General features: G+C 54.3%; 2 protein-coding genes. Both read right to left on the bottom strand.

All coding sequences use genetic code 11. The annotated features are described in order from the left end of the window. Positions 1–22 precede the first annotated feature (22 nt). Positions 23–703 (bottom strand): amidoligase family protein, encoded by a 681-nt coding sequence (locus B5D32_RS14665; RefSeq protein WP_242943483.1) that lies wholly within the window; start codon positions 701–703, stop codon positions 23–25. Then, positions 693–1,442 (bottom strand): DNA cytosine methyltransferase, encoded by a 750-nt coding sequence (locus tag B5D32_RS14660; protein WP_338108556.1) that lies wholly within the window; start codon positions 1,440–1,442, stop codon positions 693–695. The genes B5D32_RS14665 and B5D32_RS14660 overlap by 11 nt, the downstream gene beginning before the upstream one ends. Positions 1,443–1,502: the final 60 nt, after the last annotated feature.

Genomic DNA, 1,502 nt, shown 5'->3' with positions numbered 1-1,502 from the left:
TGTAGAGAAAAACAGACTGTTTTTATAATTTTTGTCGCTGTACAATTAAAGTTTGGAACGTGGGATACATAATCGCTTTCTTGCCATAACAAGCCCTGTACCGTGACGAATGGTAGTGATAATCACTCCCATCCCTCCCTTGATACCAGCGGTCTTTCAGTTGATCCATACTTGCACCGCTGGGCAGCTTGCGGATTTCTTCCAGAATAGGCTCATCCACCGCCTGACAGTAGCTGTCGATGCGGGCAGGGTTGACTTTGAGTGCTGCAAATAGAATGTCCTCTTTTGAGTACATAATGGACAGCACATTTTTGAGGCTCTGCGGCGTGTGCTTGCTTGCATCCACGTGGACATGCATTCCGCAGCTGTCGTTTACGATGCCTCCTGCGCGGCGTAAGGAACGGACAACCTCCTGCAGCTTTTCCATCTCGCCGTATTCGAGTTTCGGAGAGTTCAATTCGACCTTGTAGGTCTCCCCAATAAGAACAGACCGCCTACGGCATTCGGGATGGATGCTGCCGTCCCGAACGATTTTCCACTCTTTACCGTCCAAATCTTTGACCCTGTAGGCATCGTAGCCACCGCCGGAATGCTCGGCGCGGGTTCCAAACAGGTCAGCCAGCGCATGGGCTGCCGTGGCACGGTTTATCCCGGTCAGTTCAATTTCACAGCCAAAATACTGGTCGCGGAAATCAAGGGGCAAGCGCCTCACCCCGCAGTTCCGCGTCCATCTTGGCAATACGCCGCCCGATGGCTTCCACCACATTGACCGTCACGCCGTTGCCTGCCTGCTTGTAGGCTTGATTATCGCTTTGAATGGCAAGCACCGTGTCGATGCGGTCATCTGCCCAGCCCTGCAGGCGCAGACATTCGCGCGGCGTCAGGCGGCGGATGCGACCCTCGCACAGAACACCAGAGGATTCTCCGCGGTGCGTTCGGATACCGTTGCCGACTCTGGCGTTTACACACCGCGCGACCTCTGTGATTTTTGGGTCAGGGTTTAAGTCAATAAAGTTCAGCGTGCCCTGTCGGCAGCCGGTGGTAAGGGTGTGGGCAATTTGCTTGCCCACACGCCCGCGCCGACTGTTGACTGTGGCGTAGCTCAGGTCAATGCTGTCACCAAGCTGTGCCAACTGGTAACCGGTTTTTGTGGCGCACTTGATCGGCACTCCCACCTCATACAGCCCGGTTTTGCCACCGAAGCCACCCGGATTGGCAGCCAGCGTACAGCTTAATCCTTCGGGGGAGTAGACGCGCTCCCCTTGGTGGCCACCGTGGGTTTGAATAAGAGAACTTCCTGCTGTTTCGGTGAAAGGAAATACTTTTCCTCTACATCGCTCATCAAGATATCCGACAATGTACACGCGGTTTCTTGACTGGGGGACGCCGAAATCTTTGCTGTTAAGACATTGCCATTCCACACCATACCCCAGTCGGTCCAGCGTGTTAAGGATCGTCGCAAATGTCCGCCCTCCGTCATGAGATAACAGGCCGGGTACATT

Source organism: Gemmiger formicilis (assembly GCF_900167555.1).
In the GTDB taxonomy this organism is placed as follows: domain Bacteria; phylum Bacillota; class Clostridia; order Oscillospirales; family Ruminococcaceae; genus Gemmiger; species Gemmiger formicilis.
This window is presented reverse-complemented; position numbering and strand designations above follow the sequence as displayed.